The following is a 24,702-nucleotide window of genomic DNA, read 5'->3' on the forward strand; positions in this document are numbered from 1 at the left end:
GGCACCCTTTAGATAGCTTGTATTATAGACAGATTAAGCTGTTTTAACAAGGAAAATTAAGTCCCTATGACTTTATCCCAGACCGCTTTTCGCTCAAATTTAGTAAAACTTGCTTTAGTTGCGATCGCTTACTGGAGTGGGGGATGGATATGTTTACGATGGATGGGGATAGCAGCGGAAGCTTCTCCTCTATGGCTTCCAGCAGGAATTGCTATAACGGCACTGTTAGTTTATGGAGAGGGGGTGTGGTTTGGCATTTTTCTAGGAGATGCTATCTTAATGGTATTCTCTGGGGAAAATTATGGAGTGGCTTTGGGTTCAGCTCTCGGTAGTACCTTGTCGGGGGTTGTTGCCGTTAGATTGCTACGATGCGGAAAATTTTCTTCCAAACTCTCAAGGATTCAAGATGTAACGGAATTAATCTTTCTGGGGGCAATTATTTCTCCCTTGCTAAATACCTCAATTGATACCTTGGTTCAACTGGTCGCTGGAAACCTTTCGTCGGCTAACTTTAGTCAACGTTGGTGGTTGTTGTGGTTAGGAGATTGTAGTGGGATTTTGGTGACAACTCCCTTATTATTACGATTCAAATTTCATGGAAGTCGACTTTTAAATCGTCAAAAACACTTCCGTCTTATTGAATTGTTTATTTGTGGCGGATTGTTATTGGTGTTAAGTTGGCTAGTATTTATTTGTCAAGGTAGTTCTTCTAGTGTGCAAGGGGGAGGATTAACTACCGCTCAATATTTAGAGTATTTACCTTTTCCCGTAGTGGTCTGGGCTGCTCTTCGTTTTCAGACTTGGGGAGCGGTGTTGTCCAATATTTTTGTGGCTATTCTAGCGATTGCGGGGACTATTGAAGGAATTGGTCCGTTTGTAATTCAAACCCATAACTTGTCCCAAGCGGTTTTATCACTACAAATTTTTATTATCATTGTCAGTGCCACAGCGTTACTCTTATCAGTAGCTGTCACGGAACGCCAACGAGTTGAAAAACAATTACGAGATGCGGTAGAACGAGATCATCTGCTGGCAGAGGTTGCCTTGCGAATTCGTCGTTCTTTGGATATGGAACAGATTTTTAAGACAACTGTCGCTGAAATTCGCGGATTAATCCATGCTGATCGAGTATTTATTGCGACTCTATACAATGACGGACGACTTGATGTGGTCGCAGAGTCAGTTATACCTCGTTATTCAAGTATTTTAGGAGGGAGTGCGAAGGATGATTTACTGACGGATATTCAATCTCTGTTTGCCCGAGGTCAAACTTTCATAGTTTCTGATATCGACTCTGTTAATCTATCAGAATCTATGGCACAATACACCCAACGTTACGATATTAAAGCTGCTTTAGTGGTTCCCCTTCATGTAGATGGTCAACCTTTAGGGTTATTAGTAGCTCATCAATGTTCTCAAAGGCGTTACTGGCAAAAAGAAGAGGTTCGACTGTTAGAACAATTAGCCGATCAAATGATGATTGCGATGGGTCAAGCAAAACTATATCAGAAAGTACAAAAACTTAATAATAATTTAGAAAAACAAGTGCAAGAACATACTCACCAATTGCAAGATAAAATTCAGGAGGTGCAGCAGTTATATGATATGAAAGCAGTTTTTTTGCAAGCAGTCTCTCACGATTTAAGAACTTCAATTATGGGCATGTTGATGTTATTAAAAAATCTCCAAAATCGTCAAGGGGAAAATCTTAGTATTTCTCATGGGATTCTTGATCGAATGATTAAAAGTAGTGATCGCCAATTAACTTTGATTAACGCCCTCTCTAAGGATCATTTTTCTGAAGAATTTTCTTTAAATATGAATATGAATTTGCAAGCAATTTCTCTAAAAGAGATTGTTGTAAATTTAACTCAAAGTTGGCAATCTTGCTTAATTCAAAATAAAGCTACTTTAATTTTAGAAATTTCTGATAATTTACCTTTTGTATTTGCTGATTCTGATCAATTAAATCAAGTATTTGAACACCTTTTAAGTAATGCTCTCAAACATAATACTCCCGGAATTAATTTAGTTTTAAAAGCAGTATTTAATAACGGAATGATTCATTGTTGCTTAATAGATAATGGGGTAGGAATGGAAGAGAAACAATGTAACCAAATGTTTAGATTATACCTCCGTAGTTTACACGATAGACGTAGGACAGGAATTGGATTAGGTTCTTATCAATGTCGTCAAATTATTGAAGCTCACGGAGGAAAAATTGGCGTTAATAGTACCCCAGGAAAAGGATGTCAAGTTTGGTTTACTTTACCCATTGCTAAAAGTCAACCGTCTGCTGTTAGTTAACAAATCAGAAATAAACAGGATTAAGAGTAGTTTTAAGAAATTGCAATGGAATAGATGAAAGATATATAAATGATAGTTTCAAAATTGAGAGCAACCAAAATAAGTATGTAACCCCGAAGAAATGTCAAAAGAGCAAATTACTTTGTATCTCTATACTTTACATTGATTTTTTTATGAAAACTTCTTTGGGCAAGACTTTGTTTAACTGCTTAAACTAAATCATATTCATCCTCAAATATTCTTCTAGTCGTTTCACGAACTTTTATTCGATACCATTCTTATTTGATTATATTTATTGCTTCTTGTTATTTAAATTTGACTTTAACTAAATCACTTATATACACTAAGTCATTATTGAGAATAATTATCGTATCTATTCCTTTACAACTACAGTATATTTGAGTCCTGTCTGCCTTTTTATCTAAAAAATGTTAAACTTTACCTTTTAAAGTACTTTTTGATAAAGCATAATCAAAACTTATATTCAATTTGAATGTTTATCTTAAATTTAGTCGGTTTCTTTTTTTTTAACCATATGAAATCACTTTATATGGTTCTTTATTTTCTACTTCTCGGAGAAGCTCATAATTATTCTCTTTCTTGAAGAATATGTTTAGAAATTATTTCTAAATTGTATTTTTTTATAGTTTTACCTAATCCATATTCTCTTCAACTCTCTGTTCTCTTGTATTCAAACATAATATTTCTGTTCTTGGTTTAGTTCTGGAGAAAATTTCTGGGCTCAAGTCAACTTTGATAATCTTTGCTTTTCTAATTCAATCTCATCTACTTATTCAAAGATATACTATTATTTTTCAATAAATATTTCAAGCTTATTGAATTGACTATATGAGATAATCTCCATACAATCAAGACAATAAGCGTAGATTAATCTAACTAAAAATTATCGGTAGGTAAGTTATTTATTGAGTTCTAATTCTTGTTTAAAGATAGAAATGTTTTAGATAAGGAATCTTTTCAAAAGAACACTATTATTACCACATGGGTAGGGTGCTCACTAACGAGCTTTTAAATAACTACAAATTAGTATCTCTAGAATCAGACCTTAATGTTTATGAATATTCATGGTGTTTAGAAAATTCAACCAATTGTTGCAAAAACTCCTAGTCTATTAATTATTATTAATAATAAGCCTTAATACGAGAGAAATTTTTAAGCTAGGCAAGATATTTAAATAAACCTTAAAGTTTTTAATGCCTCTTGAACTATTTTAAAGATTATGGAGAGAAAAGTGTTTTGTAATGTAGATAATCTCTATCCAATATGTGGACAGTATAGTCTCTTGGTAGTCTTGAGTGTTTGCGACTACCATATTAAATAATTGTCAACTTCGTTTTATGTAGTTTAGATATCGAGAATAATAACAGTATCTTTAAATCTAATCAGACTCACGTTATTTTAACTTGGCATTATTTGAAAAATGTTTCATTAAATATTTCTTGTTTGTTTATAGTGAAAAATTTTTTAATGATCGTGTTATGGAAAATATTGTATTAGGTGTTACGGTTGAAGTATTGACAAAATCGAAGGGTCTTGCTGTCTAAGGTGAGTTTTCCCACTCTGGGGTTAATGTCCGAAAATCGAAATTTTCTACTCCTGGATGACAAATTATACAACTCCTATGGGTGACAGTTTCCTTAAACTTAACTCGAGGATGAAGGAGCTTAAAATAACGTGATTGCTCCACATAAAAAGGAATTGGTTCGTCCTTAGCGGATAGAGTACGAGAAAACGTTTGCAGATAGTCCCACATCAATAGTTGCCCCAGACGAATCAAATTGGGAACTGAAGTTCCATAATGGTTGTTAGGATTTTCTAATAATTTCTTCCAGGTTTCACTAGGTAAAACCTCTGGAGGTAAAGCAATATGACAAGCTGAACAGGTTTTAAGATAAAACTCCTGTCCTGCTTGGTATCGTGCATAAACACCATCATCAGGAGATGCAGCAATCGCCATAGGTGCATTTCTCGTAAATGTATGCAAAATGCAAGTAATTCCCCAACCAATACTAATAGACCAAAAGCAGATTGCCAATATAATGATGACGGAAAGCAGATTGAATCGAGAACAGATAGATGACCAGGAAGTCTTGAACATTAGTTACTCTAAGCTACAACAGATTAACCATAACTGATCTTAGCAATCTCTTTACAATTGTTTTTCTCTGAAGACCAATCTCAATAATTAGACAGTGAGATAATGTACAGGTTGCTTTAAATAAACGTTAAGAAAACTATTTTAATAGCTAGAGTCCAATATATATTATTTTAACTAATATTTTTTTGTTAGCTTTTGACAAAGATTTTGTTTAATTGCTCTAGCTCGATAATATTCATATTCAAACATCTCTTAAGTTATCTTCTTTTCTTAAAAAATTCTCAAATAGATTCTATAGTATTCCTCAGTTCACGTTTTTTTATTTCACTTCTCAGGTAATTCAAAAATTATTCTATATCCTTGAATAATTTATCTTAAAATTATTTTTCCAATTGTATTTTTTAAAAGTTTCGCCTGGACTGTAATTTATTTTGCTTTTTATACTCTTATATTTAAACACAATACTTCTCTGTTTGTTCTAGTCGCGGAGATGGTTTTTAGGTAGCGGGTCAATTTTAGTAGTTGTTACCATTTTAATTCTATTGGCTTAATTTTTAAAAAAGTTGATATCTAGCATGCTCTTTTTTAACTATTTTTATATTTTACACTTCTTTAAATTCACTTTTTAAAAGACGAGTTATAAAGAGAATCTAATTCTTAATGACTTGGGTAAGAGCTAATTAGTGAAACTGGGATAGACTATTTAGAAAGTGATCTAGACTGCGCTCCATATCGGTGCGTATTCAGAGTTCTCCTCTAGCTTAAATTTCAGCAACAATGTATACTCAATCAAGTGTGTGGGTAACTTCATCAACTGCTAATATCCTAACACCAACTGTGATCGCTCTTGGCAATTTTGATGGTCTCCACTTAGGGCACAGAAACGTTTTACAACCCATTTGTCTTTCCTCAATTGAAACAATCTCTTCTTACTCCACTGTTGTTACCTTTACCCCACATCCTCAAGAATTTTTCACTGGACAAACTCGACAACTTCTTACTCCTCTATCCGAAAAAATAAAACGGCTAGAATTTCTAGAAATACAACAATTAGTTAGATTACCCTTTGACCGAGAATTAGCTACCTTAAGTCCCCAGGAATTTGTGGCACAGATATTGGTCAAACACCTCCGAGTTCGACAGATAAGTGTTGGGGAAGACTTTCGCTTTGGACATAAACGAATGGGAACAGCTAAAGATTTAAGTAAAATTGCCGCTTCTTTTGGAATACCAGTTTATATTACTCCCTTAAAAACTTATTCAGGTTTAAAAAAGCGCATTAGCAGTTCTTTAATTCGTCGATGTCTTGCGGAAGGAGACGTAACACAAGCAAAACAAATGTTGGGCTATTCCTATTCTTTGATAGGAACAGTGGTTAAAGGACAGCAATTAGGAAGAACTATTGGCTTTCCAACAGCTAACCTCAAACTTCCCTTAGATAAGTTGTTGCCTCGACAGGGAGTATATGCAGTTCGGGTAAAAATAAACCAAAAAGAAACACTAAAAGGATTGATGAATTTTGGTTGTCGCCCCACTGTTGCAGGAGAAACTCCTATGGTAGAAGTTCATATATTAGATTGGTCAGGGGACTTATACCAACAATCTTTAACAGTCGAATTGGAGAAATTTTTACGTCCTGAACAACAATTTCTTTCCCTTGATAAACTGAAAGACCAAATAGTCCAAGACTGTTGTTTGGCCAGGGAAATTCTCTATCAATAAATGTTAAAATTACCAAAAATTTTAGGAAATCTACAAAGAAATCCTTAAGAAAATCTCTATGAGAGACACAATATACTGATGAATAACCGCAGCTTTACTTTTGTAGGGAAATATAAATCCATTAGTTTAATCATTCTCAAGTTCTTAAGTAAGGAGCACGCTTTTCTCAAAAATGTCTCTATAGTAGCTAAAAGTCTCTTGACTAAAATCTTTAGCCCGTTTGATTAAGTAGGTGAATTTAAAGAAGTGTAAAATATAAAAATAGTTAAAAAAGAGCATGCTAGATATCAACTTTTTTAAAAATTAAGCCAATAGAATTAAAATGGTAACAACTACTAAAATTGACCCGCTACCTAAAAACCATCTCCGCGACTAGAACAAACAGAGAAGTATTGTGTTTAAATATAAGAGTATAAAAAGCAAAATAAATTACAGTCCAGGCGAAACTTTTAAAAAATACAATTGGAAAAATAATTTTAAGATAAATTATTCAAGGATATAGAATAATTTTTGAATTACCTGAAAATTTTAAGTTTGAAAAAATATTATTTGCTATTAGATTTATTTTTTAATATAAAGTTTATTGTTGGCTAACAAAATAGACAAAAAAGTACTTTTTATTTATTGTTGGCAAAAAAGCTGTCTATCTCAAGATAGATCGTATTCAAATTAAACGTAGCCGATATTGAAACACATTTATGTAAGAGTTAATTCTTTCTCATAAAAGACATATACTAAAAAATTTTAAACAAGAATTATTGAAGAAGTCTTATACTTGTGATAATAATAGTATATATGGCTAAAAATAATGGAGTTAGTAGATAAGAAATAAAGATAATACTCAAATATTTAGGGCAAGTATTACAGATAAAGAATATAAGATATTGAATTTAAAGCTGTAGTTAAAAAATAAAAAAATCTTTTATTCAACAAAAGTAAATATTTTAAATTAAATCTTTTTTTAAGACAATTAAAATACTAGAAATTATAGAAATAAAACTTTTAAGTAAAGTTAAAAAAGTTTGTATATATCTTAAAAATTGCAGAAAAACATTTTAAGTAAATTAATATTATAAATCGTAGTATTGGCAGATAGATTTCTGTAATTAAATAAGTTAATACTCAATTTGATGATTAAATAAAACCTTTTAGATGAAAAGTAAAATTTCCTAAAATACTAATATAAAAAACAAGATATAATAAAATAATTAAGGTGAAGTAAAAAAGTTTAGAAATAAAAAATTAAATTGAGTATACAAGATATCATTTTTTTAAAAAAAGCCGACTTAAATAAAAATTTAGAATGTTTTTTTAAAAATTTTAATTTAAATCGCTAAAAACTGTAAAATAATTAGATATTTTTTCATAAAATTTATCATTTTTGTTAGTTTTTAACCTCAAAGTTTATTGATTTAACATTTTACTAGTCAATTATACATTGTAATTAAATACACCTTATAAATATTCCATTAATCATAAAAAACTATTTTTAAAATAAATAATTGTAATTTTAGTACCAGAAATTTTCTAGAAGTAAATAACAATAATAAGTAATTCTTTAGGAAATATTTATTAAGTAGATAAAGTTCAATAGTAAAAAAACTAAACTACTAAAAGATATATTATTAAGATAATTAAAAGTTATACAACCATGCAAAAAAATTACTGTATTTAGTTTATTGGCAGAAAAAATCTATATATTTTATATATAACTTAATAATAAATAATGATCAAAATCTATAAATTATCAATATTTATTTTTAAGTTTATTGTCTAAAATTTTTTTTAAATATTCAATAGATACTATTAAATAGTAAAAGTATAAATATATTTTTGTAAATAAATTTATAGTTAAGAATGTAAAGCTAAAAATATAAAACTTTCTAATCCTATAAATGCAAATAAAATTGATTTAATGGGAATTTTATTTGTATTAATACTCAACAATAAGAAAAAATAAATATCTATAAAAACCCGTAAATAATCTAAATAATAGCTCAATATTGTCGTGCTACTCATTACAAACATAGCACCATATAAGAGGGTGCTATATTGAATTAATTGATTATCTTTACGATGATATGAACTAATTATCAATATAGTTACAAAAACAATAAAAATCAGAACAAATGAATAAGCTTCAAATAAATTTTCTCCTTTAAATCCTCCCATTAATAGAGAAATAAATTTGTTGTAAATACCCATAAAAGGATAACCAAAGTTAGCTTTTACTCTAACCGCACCTGGTAATTCCAAAGAATTAATATAAATCGTCCATAAAAATGGAGGTATCCAAGCCCATAATAATTGTTTGCTTTGTTCTTTTTTATTTTGACTAAAACTAGTCAACAAAATAGCTAACCAAATTAATAGTAAAGTCTCTCTAGCTAAACAAGCTAAAGAAATAGCAAAAGCTGTCAAAACTGGTTTGTTATATCGATAGCAATAGAATGAAAATATTAATAATAAACTACTAAGTAAATCAGCAGTTCCTAAAGAAAGAACTATCCAAACGCCAGGAATACATAACGTTAACAACGGTTGCCATTTTTGCTCTTGATTAAATTGAAAATATAAGCTAATGATCCAAATAATACCTATAACCGATAGGTAATTGATGGCAACCATTATATGAGGAATCAAAATCCGATTACCGAAACTAAAGAGATAGCTAATTAGAGGATATAAAATTCGACGATAGCGATAAACTGGATGATCAAGAGTGGTGATAGTTTCAGGATTTTGCAAAAAAGGATCGAGAGCTAAACTGAGAAATTGCTGTCCATCATAGCCAATTTCTCCTTGATAAATTTTAGTAGTTTCAGGATTAAGAAAAGGAGAAAGTTCTAAGATTGAACCAATACGAAAAAATCCTGTTATATTCCCTTGAAATCTGATAAAATATAAATAAAGAATAACTACGGTTATAACAATAACAGTAATCAGTAAATTAATAACTTTAGGGGAAAATTTAGTTAGAAAATATTTCATGGGGAGTAAAGTTGAATTTATTGAATCAAACTTGGACTAAATTTTAGTAAAAAATTTAACATCTTCTCATTTATATTTATGGATAACATGCTGTTTATTATACAAATTTTGGGTTAGCTTATACACAATCTTTTAAAAAATTAAACATAATATCTTTATTAAAAATATAAAGTGAATAAAAAATACAAAAAATCAAAACTTAACTAATTATTAATAATGTTTAACTGATTTTTTTGATCTGGTATATAAAACTTTAACACTCATGACTCTTATTCATTGATCTGAAAAGATTAAAATTATTGATGTTGAGTACAAATCAAAATATATTCTTCCAAATTGTCTAGTATCCAATAATTAATAAGTTTATCTACTCAATCAAATACTTCTGTACACTCAGAGTTGATATCATGTAAATGATATCTTGATTTTTATCAAAACCCATTAACTAAAATAGTTTTTTTTAAAAAAATTGTTTTTCGAATACACTGATATAAACTTAAGGATATCAATGATATTCACCAAAATTATAAGAACGATTTATTAAACAAGTTTGTTTTTCTTCAGCTCTCTTTTGAGTCATACAATAATATTTTCTTCTAATCCCTGTAACTTGACTTGATCGTCGCAATCAAAACTAAAAGCAATTTTTATGTGAAGAATAACAATAGACTTTACGTAAAATTTCAGTAGCCCAAATAATAACTTCTTCTTTGAGTCGATCAACTTCTACTACATAACTAACCTCATTTCTAAAGTTTGTTAAGCAGTATATTGACAGCATAATGCTAAATTTTCTAGCTTTTTCCTGCTCTACGACGCTGGCTAAATAACTTGCTTCACTCCTCCCGTCAAAACTATGAACCTTAGATCTAGTTTTACCGAAAAGTATCATCAGCTACTCTAATTTAGAGCACAAATTAGATGTAAAACATGACCTCTACTAATGACATAATCAGCCACTAAAGCAATAACTACTTTAGACGTAGAATGAATTAAATTTTATAAGTCAAGAATATTCAAACTATAAATCCTAATATCATTGATATATCTCGCTTTTCTCCTAATACCTTGATCATTCTTTAAAGAGAATGTATATTTTCCATTTGTATAAGACTATGCTCCATATTAACAATACTGCTCTAATCTTAAGATTATCACGGGTATTACATAAAACATCATAGAGTTCAAAGACTGTTTCAAGACAAAAATGATTACACTTTTAGGGACAGTTCGGTGGCAATTCTAGCAATTTTTTAAGACTTATAGTATTAAGAAATTTTCGGGAGATACAGCCAACTCTCAGGTAATTTCCATAAGGTTTAGTGGGAGGAATTTTAGAGAATATGCAAATCATTAGTCTTAAATCCCAAAAAAGGCTCAACTTAGTTGATTATTAACCTCCTTCAGTCGATGTTTCTGATTCAAGAGTTTGTTGTTCAACTTGTCCAAATTGCTCTCGTACATCATCAATAGCTAAGTTAAGTTGAGCTATCTTATTTTCTAGGCGACGACGTGCCATTTCAATATTAGCCTCGGTGTCCAGTTTTTCATCTTTTGCTGATTTGAGTAAGGAAGAGTTGTCTTCCTTAGGGTTCTTTTCAATACGCGATCCTACTAGCGCTCCAATGATGCCACCGACCATACCACCGACAATTGTTCCTACCAAAAATCCGCCGGTAAATCCATCTCGTTGACTCATAATTTCTAACCTTGATGATGTTCAATCTCTGAAAAAACTGGGTCAAATAAACTCTTAATCACTCTAAGTTCCAAAAGCACGATTACCCGCATCTCCTAACCCTGGCACAATATATCCTTTGTCATTAATTCCTTTATCAATAATAGCGGTATAAATATTTAGATCGGGGTATTTTTGACTTAATTTTTGCAGTGCAGGTGGGGCTGCTACTACGGAAATAATCCGCATCAATTTTGGATTTGCTCCTCGTTTAGTTATTTCATCTATCGCAACGGTGATTGATCGCCCAGTAGCTAACATAGGTTCTAAGACGACGATTCGGGTTTCGGGGTGAAATTGTTGGGGTAATTTATTGAGATAACAACTAACGTCTAGGGCTTCTTCGTTTTGAACTAACCCTAGATGATAGGTTGAAGCTAGAGGCAGAAGCGCTTGTGCTCCATCCAATAAGGCTAATCCTGCCCGTAAAAGGGGAACAACAGCGATGGGTACCTGAGGATTAATCAAGGTGGCTTGAGAGTCAGTAATAGGAGTTTTTATAGTAGTTTCCAAGGTAGGCAGCCAATGGCGAGTCGCTTCGTAGGTCAACCAACGTCCTAGCTCTGTCATTGCTGTTTTGAAAAGGATATTTGGAGTATTAACATCACGAGCGACCCCTAACCAATGCTTAATCAAAGAATGATCGGGAACATAAACGCGTAGTTGGAAAGTCATGAAGGTAAACTAAACTGTTGAAATGTTCAACTTAGGTCATCATAACCTGTTCCGACAAACATTTATAGATTTAAATATCAACTATTAACTCTCTCTAGATAATTCATCAAGTCGAGACTGAGCTAACGTGAAACTGGGTTCAATTTCCAAGGCTTTACGGTAACTAGTGATCGCCTCTTCTATTTTGCCCAATTTACCCAAGGCACTGCCACGATTGTACCAACCTTGATAGCAGTTTGGCTGTAATTTTAACCCTTTATCCCAACAGGTGATTGCTTTTTCCCATTGTTCTAGTCCGTATAGGGCATTTCCCTTAGAATTCCAAGCTTCAAGATCGTCAGCATTGAGAAAAATTGCCCGATCAAAACTGTCAATCGCCTCATGTAATCGTCCTAAATTGCCCAAAGCACTGCCGCGATTATGCCATCCTTGAGAGAGTAAAGGATTAATTTCTAAAGCTTTATCCCAACTGGCAATAGCCCCTTCTAAATCCCCTTGATTAGCTTGCTGCAATCCTTTATTAAACCATTCTTGTTCTGTTTTAGGAGAGTTAATTTGTTTAGGTTGAGCAGCCTCGTTTTGAAACCGCTCAAGTAAAGTATCAACTAGTTGTTCAGGATTGCTCGATTTCATCCCCAGTTGAGGAGCGAGTTGTTGGGCTAAGGTTGTATCTTGCTGTAAACGCTCGCGCAATTCTTCTATGGTCAAGGTTTGAGTGACTTCGTCAGAGGAGTCAGTTTGGAAATGAGAACTATTATTCTGGGAACTATCTTTTGAGATAATTTGCTCATCGATATCAGGACCTTCATATTCCCAAATTCCACTTTCTGCTTCTTGGCTATAGATTTTCCGGCCAATCTCATAAGACTTTTTGCCAATCATTTCAGTTTCTCGAAAAGATTGGCCCAATTCTCCTAAACGCATCATCCTGGCAGCTAATTGTAGATTAGGGGCTGAAGATGCTATAGCTTTGTCTCCGAAGCGTTCTAACCAAGCCACCCAGAATTTCGATTTTCCTCGTATTCCTAAATCTTCAAAATATTTGAGAACCCGCCCTTCGTGCCAGCCGTGAGCAATACCTTCCAATAACTGGCTAAACAAAAACTCGTAATCCGTATCTGTCAGAGAACGATTGGACTCTTGTGAGTTGCTATCAATACTGATACTGGATGCTCGTTTTCCAAAAAGCTGCTCAAAAAATTCTTGAATCCACTGCCAGATGCGTTTGAGTAAACCCTGCATGGTAATCTTTGCTATCAACGATTATAGAGATCTTTGTTGCACCCTTCATTTTAATACTATTTTTCTCTAGATTCGTGGACGAAATAAGTGTGAATGTTGAGGATGATAAAGACGAGATCGACTTGAGAAACTAGGGTTTAATGCTGGACTGATTAAATAAAGGGTTGTTCGGATTAACTTTTCCTCCCGTGTAACTTGTGCCATTTTTTCTAGGGGAACCAACCAAATTTTCTCGTCTGGCCACCCAATACGAAAACACACTGCTATGGGGGTATTAGAGGGATAATGGTCTAGTAATTTTTCTTGGGCTGTTTCGACGTGACGAGCAGCTAAATACAAGCATAAACTGGCTTTATGGGAGGCTAAACTGGCTAATTCTTCAGCTTCAGGAACGACTGAGGCAAAACCATTAATACGGGTTAGGATAATAGTCTGTACTAAATTAGGGATAGTTAATTCTACCCCTAATTTAGCAGCTGCCGCTTGAAAGGCACTAATTCCGGGGATTAATTCGAAGGGAATGTTTTTCTCTGCTAAAATCCGCATTTGTTCATGGATAGTACTATAAATAGTTAAATCTCCAGAATGGAGACGAACGACAGCATGATTGTTCTTTACCTGTTCTTGAGTTAGGATCATAATTTCCTCTAGAGTTTTGCTGCCTGTAGAGATTAATAGAGTATCAGGGCGAACATCCTGTAGAATCTGCTTAGGGACTAGAGAATCTGCGTAAAAGATAACATCAGCTTGAGTAATGATTTTGTGTGCTTTGAGGGTTAATAAGTCTGGATCACCCGGTCCAGCGCCAATGAAGTAGACAGCAGGCTTGAGAAGGGTCATTGCAAATCAATTGTTATAGAATACTGGTTAATGGAGTCAGAACCTCAAGTCTATAGCATTACTGAATCTTTAAGAACAAGGCCAGACAACTTGGGATAAGGTATGTTATTATCGACAACATTATTTTTTAATGCAAATAAAAGCGTAACATCTCGTTTTCTTCTAGAATTATAATATCAAGTTCCTAAAAATTGTAGGGTTAATCCTGGTTGTAAAAAATAATGTTATCGATTCAAATAAATTTGATTTAGATAGTTGCTAACTCTGATCCATCTTCACTAGAGAGCGCCTCTGTTAGTGAAAGAAAATGATTGAATTTATTAAGCAACTTTCTAAAAAAAACTCTAACTGTGTCCAGACAAATGTTTAGTTCTAAATAATTATTGATCGTTAAGTAGTGAACTGTTTATCTATTATTTTTGTATTGCTATTAATATGTGAGTACTAACTAAAGTCTTAAATTAAGATGGCGAACAAGTCTTAGTCATTTCAGTCAAAAGGAGAAACAATACTTTTAAGCTTTATATAACCTCATTATCTAAAATTTTTCTGCGAGTTAATTTGACTTTTCTTTTTTTTTAAAAATCTTAGACGATTGTTAGCCATGAAAGATATATCTATAAATTGTATTGTCTGATAATTTTACCAGTCTATAATTTTCTTGAACTTCCACTTTTTTTTATTTAAACATAAATTTTATGTTTTTGTTTTTATCCCCGGAGTAATAATTTGTTCTTTAGTTAAAGTTAATAGTTCTTGATCTTATGATTGTGTTAGGTGAACTAATTATTTTAGCTTAATTTTTAAGCAGGCTGGTATCTAATGCTTGTTCTTTTTAAAACACTTTTCTCTCTTAGACTTATTAAAGTCTACTTAGTCAGAAATTTTATTTAATTGACTAATCCTAATTTTTGTTGTTCTAAGATAAACAAAATAATAGTAAAGGTGCTATTGCTACTAACTTGAGAAATTACTTCAATAGTTTATCCTATTCCTTAAACTAAAATTCTAATAATAAAGAGTCTTAGTCGAGTTCTTCTGGTGATTATACTTCTAGCTTCATCTCCCATATCAAATTGCTCAGAAATTCGAGCTTACTCTGATAGAGAAATTTTTTTACAGTGATCGCATATTTATGATTTTACATTTTTTTTAACTGATAGAGTCTAACACTAACAATATAGTTACCTCGGAGTATTTTAACAAATTATTGATTATATTGAAGATTATTTATTTAATACAATTACTGTTATTGTTAATAACAATGGAAATTGATAGAATATGAAAATAAATGGTATAGTTATTATATAAACGAGTTATTGCCACACCTCTTCAAGTTAATTATTAAAAACCATAGATTCTAAATAAAAGTACGTTTGTCCACCACCAGCTCGCGCCAAATCTAATAAATTCGGTATTGAGTCATGCGGTCAGCTTCAGAGGCGGCAGTTTCGAGAGTTTCTTTTTGGATACCGCTGAGATTATCGTGTCTTGTCACAGGTTTACTGTGTAAATACCCGGACATTACCGTTAGAGAAAATTGCAACTCATGGTAAATATTACTAACTAACCGATGTCGATGTTCCCACACATCAGGCGGACAAAGAAGCATTAGATTGAAAATATAATTTGACCATTAGTGGTATCCTAAACTACATATACTTTACCTAAGTTAGTTTCCTGAATAATTAACAATGTGATACACATAAATCAGTGACGTCTATTAGCTAATATTAAGTTTCAGTTGGAGAAGAACATTAGTTATGAAAACTAAATTAGTTTCTTTTATCCCCATTTTTAATGAGGTCAATTGGGCAATAATAATTCCTTGATGATTTTTGAACCGTAAGAGAATCTTACGGTTTTTTTATAGATCTATTTCTAGGGACACCATATAGCTGTAGATTTTCACTTCATTAGAAAAACACCCTATAATATGGGGAAATAGTGAATATTCCGTGTATGAATAATAATCGAAATCTTTTGTACTCGTAAACTAATTCGGAGGTTGGTTCAATCTTGGGTTTAAAGTAACGTATTACAGAACAAAAAAACTCGATTTATGAGGACAAAAAGATAATGTGATGGTGGGCTCGTTATTTTTTCTAAAACTAAGTTGAATACTTAATAATGGGATTATACTTTTTTGCTCAATCTGACTATAACTAATTTTCAGGAAAATCGTTAAGATTAGCAGTGAGATTTATCGCTTTCTTGGAAATTAGGAAAAAACAATGACAGAACCTTTTAGATTTAGTAATGGTCAACAGGCTAATAATGTGGAAGATTTAATTAAAATCTGTGAAGATAATCCCCAGGAGGGAATTAATTACTTAAACCGAGGAGACTTGGAAAACTGGCTAACTTATATTGGGGAAGTTAATTTTTCTCAAAAGGCTAAACAAGCTAGAGAAGCTTCTGTCTCTGATAAAGAGAAGTTAAGGCAGTTTTTAGTAACAGTTCAAAGAAAATCAGAACCGGTTCCCATCGAATCTCCCAAAAATACTTCAGTGCAGCCAACTCACGAACCTACCTCAACTTTAGAGCCGGAATCTACTTATTCCCTAGTTCAATGGTTTAAAAATCTATTTAAATGGTTTAAAAATCTATTTAAGTAGACTAGAAAAATATTAACAACCAGTTTGTAGCTGTTGAGACAAGGGAAAATGACATATTAATCCGTGCTTTTGATCCTTGTCTTTTTATTTTTGCTAAATATGACAAATATAGTTATTAATATTAACGTCTCGAAAGCACTATTTTAAAATTGTTCTTATTATAGTTTGCTTATCATTAATAATGATATTAAATTAGTCTATATTAGAGTTTGGCAGACTTTGATTATCCCGAGTTCGGTAGATTTATTTTTTTATCCTACTAAAACTTGAGTTCGACGAAAAGTTATCAAAAGAAAGGAAAGCAACAGCTATATGCTAAAATCAGTATTTGTTGAGATTTAGTGCTATGAATGTAAAATTGAGACGAGATTCTATCTAAGTATTTTGTGATTTTCATTATTTCTATCAAAGATTTCGATTTAAACAGTACTGTCATTCTGTTCATCAATTGACAGCATTTTTTCTTGAATCAACACTTTTTTATTTAATGATAAGTAAAACTATGACTAGTGTAATTTATTTTGGCGGTTCGTGATATCGAGCTTTTAAATAATTTTATACATTAAAAATTTTTCTCTATTGTAAAAAATATCTACCAACTTAGTAAATTAAGATCATTTTGTGGAGCTTGTATCCTGGACAAAGATATTTATGTACCATTTTTTACTAACTAACATAGAGTTTTTAATAATCCCGTTATTATAAGACCAAAATCCTGTTAGAGTAACTAGTTAATTAAACTAATTTAAGAATCTCTTGAATGTATTGACAACAAAGATTTTAGGTGATAATGTCCGACAAAATAGTTTAAAATAGTTCAAATAGTCCCAAATACCTAAGTTCTCGGAAAGAGGGAAATTACTAGCAAAATATTTTATTCTTTTAACGGTGGTTACTATTATTGTGTCTAATAAATGATCGCCATAAACATAAATTCATCTTGAAAGTAGGCTATTTATCCATAAATAACATTCAAATTCTAGTCATTTTTACAGTAATTTTATAACAAATGAGTATCCTATTTATATTTAGAACTTGACTTTATTTACGGCAACATAAGAGTAAAATTCTTTAGTTATTTTATTAGTAATGATCGCCGATCTTTATTTCATTATCGATTTTCGAAGATTTCATTAGTTCGTGAAAACGTTCACGTCCTTCGTTATAATCTTTACTTTCATATCCCATTACCTGACGAATAATCCATTTTTGAGAAACTCCATCTTTGATGAGCAAATTAATCAATTCACGCCAAATTTCATCTTCATCAATAGATTTATTAATCCACCAACTACCTGTTTCTCGAAAGCTTATTTTACTGTTTTGTTGATCAAAATGAATATATATAGCAGCTAACAAGCTGGTAAATGATTTTCTATTTATTTTTTCGTTTTCAGTATCAATAATTTTCCAATCTTCTGAAGTGAGTTGATTAATATATTTATTTTGCTGTTCTTTGACTACTAACTTTTTGGTAATTTTACTTAAAAAACAAGTATTGACATAAGGGAAAAGTCGATATAAATAGTCAGCAACTATTGCGTTAAATAGGGCTTCTCCTAAAAATTCAAGTTGTTTTTCGTGGTCTAATCTATCTTTAATATTCTTCAAGTGACGGGCTAATAATGGAGCGATTAATTGTTTTTTAACCCAATTAAAAGTTTGAGATGAACCTCGGTCAAGATGCATGGCTCCTACTAATGCTTTGAGAGCCTTTTCGAAAGGATTATTTCGTTTGATCCGGAGGTAATGTCGTTCATCTTTTACAGCCAAAAAAGGGAAACTTTCTCCTAACCCTAATTTAAACCAAAGGTCAGTCAACTTTTCCTTTTCTTCTAATTTATTTCGCAAAGTAGTCAGTTTGCTTACTGCTAAATAGGAACAATTTTGATAGAGATAATTTGTAATAATAAATTCTAGAATTTTCTCCCCTAAGTATTCTAGCCGCTCATTATTATTTTCGGATCGGTTGACTTGTTGAGCGTAAGACGGATGAATCAGAGATTCAAAGAGAAGAGCGCTATTTTTGAAGCGAACACCAATTTTATCTTGAAGGTAGGTAGGTTTCCATTCCATCTTTGATACTATCCAAACTCATTTTTCTTTTCTTAAATTCTAATATATATATCTAAATATACATATTAGATTAGCCTTTACATTCAGTTAAGTATATTTCCGCGGAACTGTTCACGATAAAATAACGTCTTAAGGTTGAAAGCCTTATATTTTTTTTTAAAGCTTTATGTCTTGTTGACTCTTTCCTCGACTTAGTTGACATGCTTCAATTTCAAATCCAGTCTGACAGCGATATTCCCTCTTCTAAGCAGTTATTTGACCAAATTCGTTTTTCTATTGCTTCTCGTCAATACCCTCCTGGCCATCGATTGCCAAGTACGCGACAATTAGCTACTATCACAGGACTTCATCGCAACACGATTAGTAAAGTCTATCAACAATTGGAGGAAGTTGGTCTAGTTGAATCTATTGCTGGATCAGGTATTTATGTTAAAGTTCAAGGAAATGAAGGGGGAACACTTCCTGCTTCTCCTCTATTTGCTCAATATCCTGAAGCTAGTCAGTTAGTCCAAAAAAGCCTTGATGAGTTGTTGTGGCAAGGATTAACAATTTCTCAGGTTAAGGAATTATTTCTAGCAGCTCTTGACTGGCGTTTGCGTTGTAGTGCGCAGGTATTGGTCACAGTTCCTACTAAGGATTTAGGAGCAGGGGAGTTGATATTACAAGAATTAGAGAAAGCTTTAGCGATTCCCGTACAATTAGTTCCTCTCGAAGAATTAGCTCAAGTTCTAGTTGAAACTAAATTAGGAACTGTAGTTACAAGTAGCTATTTTTTTGCTGAGGCTGAATCTATTGCGTCTCCGCTGTCCATCCGGGTTATTCCTTTAAACATTTACGATTACAGTAAAGAACTAGATATTATTAAATACTTACCTCTAGACACCCGTTTAGGTATTGTTAGTCTCAGTCCAGGAATATTAACTGTGGCAGAAATTCTTATTCATAGCTTGCGTGGAGATGATTTATTGTTAATTTCAGCTCAGGCAAGCGACCATGTTAAACTTAGGGGATTAGTTCGTTCAGCCCAAACAATTATTAGTGATCCCGCTAGTTATCCCATTGTTAAACAAGCTATCCGAGCTATTAGAGATGACATCATTCGTCCTCCTCATGTCATTTGTTCTGAAAATTACATTGGAGATAAATCAATTCAGCTACTCAAACTGGAATTGGGGTTAGGAGAAGAATAATTAGTCGTTACTGACTATGTTATGACACGCGGTGATTAAATCGGATTTATGTATATTGAGAATTATTAAACACTTTAAGGGGGTTATAAACATCACGGCATTTATGATGGTGATAATTGTTATTCAGTATCGTAAATCTAGTGAGACTATAGAACAAACATCATTGCTAACACTATATTAGGGAACATCAAGTTTATCCGAGAGAATATTCTTATGAGTTTTGTGTTAACCTTAATGTGATTATACGTCAATCATAAACTCGTTTAAGCGAGAAGATACGTTTTTTTGTTTAATGAGTCTAAATATTTTGCTACTTGGTGTTAAATAAGGATTAATTGTAGTGTTTAAATTAAAGACTTCGTCCTTTTTGAAAATATTAGTACTAATAATACTATTTGTTAGCTTGATACAAGTTTTAAAAAAGGCTAAGTCTAAAGATACTCAATAGCTACTATGAAAAGTTTGAGGTGATATTAAAATGTTTTTGGATAAAATCAAACCGCAATATAAAAAGGTAATCGCCGAAAAAAAGAGTTGGTATAAAATAACAAGAAAAGCTGTCAAAGAAATTGATGTTATTTAGCCTATACTACCCTGAAAAGAAGGTTTACTCATCAACAAAAAATTAATAGTTTGAAAATATAATTAAATTTGGTTAGCCATAATGATAGAAAAATTTTTAAAAAATCTTTTAACATAAAATTCAATGGAGACAATTAACCCATAGGGGTAAACTTCCTTTTGTGATCGCTTTAGCGTAAGCTGAATACCTATTAACAATTGAATAAGATTGACTTTCACTATTATTAATCCAGGTTTTAATCTTTTCAAAATTTGTTTGTTGGTAATCTTCCATTAACATAAGTTTAATAAAAGCATGATTTAGAAGTTTAAAACTGTTAAGATTTGACCAACCTATTATCAGTAAATAATCTTGATAATAGTGGTCCATTATTTGGTAAACTACAACTCCTTGATTTTTTTGAAGGGAATCTTTTCTGAAATCAAAGGTGACTAACTCTCCAGGATTTATATCCCGTGGTATTTGATAAATTCCTGTCTGTCCATTCCAGGATTTACTCTCTTTAAAAGAAAGTTTTTCTGAGCTACTATTTTCAATAATAATAGTTATTATATTGTGCTTGATTTTTTGAGTATTTTGACGATGAGTTATATCTATTTTTTTCTTTTTAAAGCGAAAAAAATCAGACAAAATAAATGAAGGATATAAATTTTTAATTTGAGGAAAACGTATGACTTCATTTTTGTTCCACATTTGTCTTAGATCTTCAATATTTTTTCTACTTCGAGAATATTAAAATTTGGAGGAGATGTTCAATCTCTTAAAACATAAAAAATATTTTATCTACTGATGATCAAACCTCAATTGTTAGAGTAAATTTAGATAAAAAAGTCTAAAAAAAGTAGATTATGCTAAATTTCTTGTATATAATTGAACTTATGATTTAGCAGCCTCTTCAATTAAGCTCCCATTCCAGAATATTGTTTTATTCCCCGTCGCCATAACCAACGATTAACAACAAAAAAGATAATACACCATCCCATCATAATCAATAAACCATGAATAATATTCACAGGTAATGCCATTAATAAGGCTGTTGGAAAATAAGCAATATAGGGAATAGGAGTCCACATAACTATCTCACGAACTCCATCAGGAAATAAATCTAAAGGAGCTGTCATTCCTGAAAGAAAAACACAGGCTAAATTCCAAAACTGTTGAATAGCACTGGCTCTTTCTGTCCAAAAAGCGAACATAGCGAAAGTATATTGAATTAAAAAATTCAGGGAAAATGCAGCAACTATGACTACAAAGGCTAACAGAAAATTGAATAAATCAGGTATCCAAAAAGCTTGAGGATATAACAAAAAAAATAAAATAGTAAAAAAGATAACTAAAGGCAATCGAGTAATTTTTTCCGTAACATGTCTTGCTACATGATGCCAACTTGGATCAAGGGGATGCAACAATTTAAAAGATAGTTTACCCTCTAAAACTTCTCTCTCAAAATCCCAAACCACCCAAACATTAGTAAATTGTCTTATTTGAAACATACAAAAAAAATAACGAGCAAATTCAATTGGACTCAATCTCAACTCACTTTGAGTAGCTGCTTCTATCCAAACCCCCATCAAGATAATAGGCAATGATCCTGACAAAATCCAAAAAAATATTTCAGCACGATACTCTATCATGTAAGCATAATAAACCGATAGAAAAGTAAATTTTTTTTTAATTATCCAGTACATTAGTTAGTCTCACTTAAAGTTGATTAAAAGTAAATTGTTTTTGACAGCTACTCTTCCTCCACAAAAAATAAAAAATTAGAACCAATCTACTATTTAAGGAAATAGGCTCTGAGATACTAACTGAAAAAATATCTCAAGTTAGTTTCAAAAAGTTAATATCAAACAATGTCAAATTATGAGCTTTGTTATTCATAGTTTGACATTGTTCGATATTGTCAAACTATGAATAACACAAATATAGGAATTTGGATACTCAGAGCAACATTCACGCACTTCTGCTAATATTTTCTGGACAGAAGAAGCACTAAACAAAGGTAACTTCCACATTGTCCAGAAATAGGTTGTGATATCAGGAATTTCTTCAGACTCAACCTTAGGAGTAACCCCTTGATCTAACACATTCGCAATTTGCTTGATAATTTGTTGATCAGTTAATGAAGGTAGGTAAGAAAGGGTTTCGTAACAACACTCTTTAGGTGAAATTTCCATGGGTTATCTATTTTTTTATTAACCAATTTAATGATTATTTGAGCCATCTATCTTCAAATTCATAGATTTCTTGATTAGAGTTAAAAATTACTGCTTGGAACTTAATTAGTCGTATTAATAACTGACTACAGTGTTACATATTTGCTTTACCAATTCCAGCTTTTACCAAAGATGGTAAAAATTTTAGTATTATTTTTGCTAGATGCTATCGTGCTAACATAATCCGCAATACTAATTCTATATTTTGAGCTATTAACTCCCCTAAATATACTTCTCACTTTTGGATATTATGAGATGAATTATATTGAGTCAGCTAAAGAACTTGATTCGGGTTAGTTTCGGATAACTGCTTGATAATGGTACAAACTGTTTAGTAAGTTAGGTTATTTTTAAAAACTAGAACTGTTTCTTTGACTACTTATTTATAATTCATAGATTACTCCTTATTCCAATTCGAATACAATTGTCAGTTATGAGTATTTTTACATGAGTACTTTTGATGTCTTCACAATTAATAACTATACTCCAAATTAGAGTGTATCCATTACCTCAAATTCGAACTCGACTTCTTTCCAGAATTCGCAAGCGGCAGCTAATTCAGGACTCCACTGACAAGCTTCACGGATCACCTGGTTTCTGGCTTCGCCAGACAAAGAGCGGCCTTCATTACGGGCTTGAATACAAGCTTCGAGAGCCACACGATTAGCAGTTGCATCTGGTGCATTGTATTGCCCTAAGAGTGTCCTAAGGTGCTACCACCAAACTGAAAACAAGAATCATCTCCAGAAATTTCCACTAAGGCGGGCACATGCCATACATGGATACGATTAGAAGCAACAGGCATAATTCCAGGCATAGATGCATAGTCTCGGGTAAAGAATATACTACGAGTACGGTTTTCCTCAATATAGTCTTCACGCATCAGATTAACAAACCTCATAGTGATATCTCGTTCCCCTTCTAATTTGCCAACAACAGTTCCAGAGTGAAGATGATCACTACCAGATAGACGTAAACACTCAGCTAAAATGTGGAAGTGAATACCATGGTTTTTATGACGATCAATTACTGCGTGCATTGCACGGTGAATGTGCAGTGATAATCGATTATTAGAACAATATCTCGCTAAGGTGGTGTTCGCTGTCAAACCACCGGTATGAAGTCGTCGTGCATTAGGGAATATACTTTCTAGGAGCAATTTCTTCATCTTGAATTAAGATGTGTATCATCACTGTACAATCTTGGTCAATCTTGGCATTAAACATAGTTGAGCGAAAGCCAATAAAGCATTTATTCCCAACATAGGCTGGACTGTGAATCAGTGCCATGTAGACAATACATACCTGTTTGCCTATCCAAACAGGATATTCTTGATGATTATCACCAACTACTCGCCCTCGTTTAATTCCGTTAAGTTTGTGAATGACTACCCCATCTTCTTGTAGATTAATGGATTCACCAATAGGAAAAAATGCGCCTTCATCGGCGCGAATTGAGATTCCTGGAGTAATAAGAATATTAGTGCTAATTTTTACGTCCCCAATTAGGTTAGAGAAGAAATGTAAATAATAGGCACTATTATCAATTTGTGGTTCGCCTAAGGTCTCCGACCAAGGCGTCGGGGTCCACTCTTCTGCGGACTACCATTGCTATTCCAGTCCTCCCAATTAATTGAACAAGCCATTATCACCTAATTAAGCCGACAGACCCCCTCGGCTTAATTAAGTGAGGTCGAGTTCCTTGAGTGAACAATAATAACTAGCTTCGATACTCGTCTTTTTTGCTGTATAGTTTTCGGTTTTCCAACGTTACGGTATCGATAATCCCCACTATTATCGCATCGAGTGGACGATATTCTTGTCCGTCTTCTATTTCGAGTAGCACTTTCTTTTGAAACTAAGACCCATTCGTCAAGTCCTGCACCCATCATGTCCCTGCTACTTCATATTGGGACAATGGTTCACCTTTGGCATCCATAAACTGTATTAACAGGAGCTTAAGTCCTTTTTTAGGGGTTTTATAGCTGCTGACGACGGTGCTTTTGACTTTAATGATTTGCAGTATGATTAATTACTAGTTGTCGCTTATACTCTCTCTTAGGGGAAGATTGACGCTTTTACGGAATTGTTTTACGAATTCGGTGTAGCGTATCGGCAATAAGTATTTTAGGTTTTTGTGAAGATGAGCAATCATATGGTTTGAGAGAACTTTTCCTCCATTAACTCGATTAGCCGCATCGACTTCTGCAGATACTAAAGCTTGTACTTCAGATCCATCACCTCGTACAATAACTGTGACACGTTCGCTTCCAATTTTATCGGACTCAACTAGGGTAACACCAGCAGTCTTGACCATAGTATCCACCTCTTCTACAACGGTGGGGAACCATTTGGGTTAAATTATTCCAACGGCAATTGGCATACT

General features: G+C 32.5%; 14 protein-coding genes and 5 pseudogenes. 4 read left to right on the top strand and 15 right to left on the bottom strand.

Annotation, left to right across the window (positions count from 1 at the left end):
* The first annotated feature begins 66 nt into the window (after positions 1 to 66).
* Positions 67 to 2,307 (top strand): sensor histidine kinase, encoded by a 2,241-nt coding sequence (locus RGRSB_RS06845; RefSeq protein ID WP_119260403.1) that lies wholly within the window; start codon positions 67 to 69, stop codon positions 2,305 to 2,307.
* 1,561 nt (positions 2,308 to 3,868) lie between these two features.
* Here the strand turns inward: RGRSB_RS06845 and RGRSB_RS06850 are convergent.
* Complete coding sequence (locus tag RGRSB_RS06850; protein WP_338063327.1) at positions 3,869 to 4,285, bottom strand: cytochrome; 417 nt, start codon at positions 4,283 to 4,285, stop codon at positions 3,869 to 3,871.
* Between the two features lie 936 nt (positions 4,286 to 5,221).
* Between RGRSB_RS06850 and RGRSB_RS06855 the strand changes: the two genes are divergently transcribed.
* Positions 5,222 to 6,148, top strand: a complete 927-nt coding sequence (locus RGRSB_RS06855; RefSeq protein ID WP_119260998.1) for a bifunctional riboflavin kinase/FAD synthetase — start codon at positions 5,222 to 5,224, stop codon at positions 6,146 to 6,148.
* Between the two features lie 1,851 nt (positions 6,149 to 7,999).
* Here the strand turns inward: RGRSB_RS06855 and RGRSB_RS06860 are convergent.
* The 6 genes from RGRSB_RS06860 to RGRSB_RS06890 form a co-directional block, all read right to left on the bottom strand.
* Entirely contained in the window at positions 8,000 to 9,139 is a 1,140-nt protein-coding gene (locus RGRSB_RS06860) for an AZOBR_p60025 family cell surface glycopolymer formation protein (protein ID WP_119260405.1), read from the bottom strand.
* 1,393 nt (positions 9,140 to 10,532) lie between these two features.
* The gene (locus RGRSB_RS06870) at positions 10,533 to 10,838 is read right to left on the bottom strand and encodes a ssl2009 family thylakoid membrane protein (protein WP_119260407.1); all 306 of its coding nucleotides are present in this window, start codon (positions 10,836 to 10,838) and stop codon (positions 10,533 to 10,535) included.
* 63 nt (positions 10,839 to 10,901) lie between these two features.
* Entirely contained in the window at positions 10,902 to 11,552 is a 651-nt protein-coding gene (gene upp / locus RGRSB_RS06875) for a uracil phosphoribosyltransferase (protein ID WP_119260408.1), read from the bottom strand.
* Positions 11,553 to 11,636: 84 nt separating this feature from the next.
* On the bottom strand, positions 11,637 to 12,794 hold the full coding sequence (locus RGRSB_RS06880) for a tetratricopeptide repeat protein (protein WP_119260409.1): 1,158 nt from the start codon (positions 12,792 to 12,794) through the stop codon (positions 11,637 to 11,639).
* 66 nt (positions 12,795 to 12,860) lie between these two features.
* Positions 12,861 to 13,634, bottom strand: a complete 774-nt coding sequence (cobM, locus tag RGRSB_RS06885) for a precorrin-4 C(11)-methyltransferase (RefSeq protein WP_119260410.1) — start codon at positions 13,632 to 13,634, stop codon at positions 12,861 to 12,863.
* Between the two features lie 1,402 nt (positions 13,635 to 15,036).
* Complete coding sequence (locus RGRSB_RS06890) at positions 15,037 to 15,246, bottom strand: histidine kinase dimerization/phospho-acceptor domain-containing protein (protein ID WP_119260411.1); 210 nt, start codon at positions 15,244 to 15,246, stop codon at positions 15,037 to 15,039.
* Positions 15,247 to 15,868: 622 nt separating this feature from the next.
* Between RGRSB_RS06890 and RGRSB_RS06895 the strand changes: the two genes are divergently transcribed.
* A complete protein-coding gene (locus RGRSB_RS06895; protein ID WP_119260412.1) occupies positions 15,869 to 16,252 on the top strand; it encodes a hypothetical protein in 384 nt (127 codons plus the stop codon).
* 1,083 nt (positions 16,253 to 17,335) lie between these two features.
* On the opposite strand, the gene RGRSB_RS06900 is transcribed toward RGRSB_RS06895, so the two are convergent.
* On the bottom strand, positions 17,336 to 18,328 hold the full coding sequence (locus tag RGRSB_RS06900; protein WP_119260413.1) for a ribonuclease III domain-containing protein: 993 nt from the start codon (positions 18,326 to 18,328) through the stop codon (positions 17,336 to 17,338).
* Between the two features lie 200 nt (positions 18,329 to 18,528).
* On the opposite strand from RGRSB_RS06900, the gene RGRSB_RS06905 reads away from it, so the two are divergent.
* Positions 18,529 to 19,518, top strand: a complete 990-nt coding sequence (locus RGRSB_RS06905; protein WP_119260414.1) for a GntR family transcriptional regulator — start codon at positions 18,529 to 18,531, stop codon at positions 19,516 to 19,518.
* A gap of 703 nt (positions 19,519 to 20,221) precedes the next feature.
* On the opposite strand, the gene RGRSB_RS06910 is transcribed toward RGRSB_RS06905, so the two are convergent.
* The 7 genes and pseudogenes from RGRSB_RS06910 to RGRSB_RS06940 all read right to left on the bottom strand — a co-directional run bounded on the left by RGRSB_RS06910 (position 20,222) and on the right by RGRSB_RS06940 (position 24,699).
* Positions 20,222 to 20,794, bottom strand: a complete 573-nt coding sequence (locus RGRSB_RS06910; RefSeq protein ID WP_119260415.1) for a hypothetical protein — start codon at positions 20,792 to 20,794, stop codon at positions 20,222 to 20,224.
* Positions 20,795 to 21,000: 206 nt separating this feature from the next.
* The gene (locus tag RGRSB_RS06915) at positions 21,001 to 21,789 is read right to left on the bottom strand and encodes an ABC transporter permease (RefSeq protein ID WP_119260416.1); all 789 of its coding nucleotides are present in this window, start codon (positions 21,787 to 21,789) and stop codon (positions 21,001 to 21,003) included.
* A 133-nt stretch (positions 21,790 to 21,922) separates the two neighbouring features.
* Positions 21,923 to 22,278: pseudogene (locus tag RGRSB_RS06920) on the bottom strand (ribulose bisphosphate carboxylase small subunit).
* A 530-nt stretch (positions 22,279 to 22,808) separates the two neighbouring features.
* Positions 22,809 to 23,434: pseudogene (locus RGRSB_RS06925) on the bottom strand (RuBisCO large subunit C-terminal-like domain-containing protein); the annotation flags it as partial.
* 19 nt (positions 23,435 to 23,453) lie between these two features.
* Positions 23,454 to 23,925: pseudogene (locus RGRSB_RS10590) on the bottom strand (LbetaH domain-containing protein); the annotation flags it as partial.
* Positions 23,926 to 24,036: 111 nt separating this feature from the next.
* Positions 24,037 to 24,339, bottom strand: a pseudogene (locus RGRSB_RS06935) (EutN/CcmL family microcompartment protein).
* 12 nt (positions 24,340 to 24,351) lie between these two features.
* Positions 24,352 to 24,699: pseudogene (locus RGRSB_RS06940) on the bottom strand (BMC domain-containing protein).
* Positions 24,700 to 24,702 lie beyond the last annotated feature (3 nt).

It is taken from the genome of cyanobacterium endosymbiont of Rhopalodia gibberula (assembly GCF_003574135.1).
Lineage (GTDB): Bacteria > Cyanobacteriota > Cyanobacteriia > Cyanobacteriales > Microcystaceae > Rippkaea.